The following is a 1,190-nucleotide window of genomic DNA, read 5'->3' on the forward strand; positions in this document are numbered from 1 at the left end:
CTTCAGCCGAGTTCTCTCAAGCGCCTTGGTATTCTCTACCCAACCACCTGTGTCGGTTTGGGGTACGATTCCTGCTAACCTGAAGCTTAGAAGATTTTCCTGGAAGCATGGCATCAACTACTTCAGTTCCGTAGAACCTCGTCATCAACTCTCAGTGTATGTGCACCCGGATTTGCCTAAGTGCACCACCTACAGCCTTAAACGCGGACAACCAACGCCGCGCTAGCCTAGCCTTCTCCGTCTCTCCATCGCAGTTAGCAGAAGTACAGGAATATTAACCTGTTTCCCATCGACTACGCCTTTCGGCCTCGCCTTAGGGGTCGACTCACCCTGCCCTGATTAACATTGGACAGGAACCCTTGGTCTTTCGGCGTGGGGGTTTTTCACCCCCATTATCGTTACTCATGTCAGCATTCGCACTTCTGATACCTCCAGCGTGGGTTACCCCTTCACCTTCAACGGCTTACAGAACGCTCCTCTACCGCACTAGCGCAAGCGCTAGTGCCCATAGCTTCGGTGTATTGCTTAGCCCCGTTAAATCTTCCGCGCAGGCCGACTCGACTAGTGAGCTATTACGCTTTCTTTAAATGATGGCTGCTTCTAAGCCAACATCCTAGCTGTCTAAGCCTTCCCACATCGTTTCCCACTTAGCAATAACTTTGGGACCTTAGCTGATGGTCTGGGTTGTTTCCCTTTTCACGACGGACGTTAGCACCCGCCGTGTGTCTCCCGAGTAGTACTCATTGGTATTCGGAGTTTGCAAAGGGTTGGTAAGTCGGGATGACCCCCTAGCCTTAACAGTGCTCTACCCCCAATGGTATTCGCTCGAGGCGCTACCTAAATAGCTTTCGAGGAGAACCAGATATCTCCCGGTTTGATTGGCCTTTCACCCCCAGCCACAAGTCATCACCGCATTTTTCAACATACGTGTGTTCGGTCCTCCAGTTGATGTTACTCAACCTTCAACCTGCCCATGGCTAGATCACCGGGTTTCGGGTCTACACCTTGCAACTAAACGCGCAGTTAACACTCGGTTTCCCTACGGCTCCGCTATTCGCTTAACCTCGCTACAAAATGTAAGTCGCTGACCCATTATACAAAAGGTACGCAGTCACGGTCTCAAGTACCGCTCCCACTGCTTGTACGTATACGGTTTCAGGTTCTATTTCACTCCCCTCACAGGGGTTCTT

The 1,190-nt window shown here is 51.2% G+C and carries 1 rRNA gene; it reads right to left on the reverse strand.

Annotated elements, in window-relative coordinates:
- A 23S ribosomal RNA gene (locus tag DN599_RS07425) occupies nt 1-1,190 on the reverse strand; the annotation flags it as partial.

The sequence above is a fragment of the Shewanella algidipiscicola genome (assembly GCF_900380485.1).
GTDB classification, from domain to species: Bacteria; Pseudomonadota; Gammaproteobacteria; order Enterobacterales; family Shewanellaceae; genus Shewanella; species Shewanella algidipiscicola.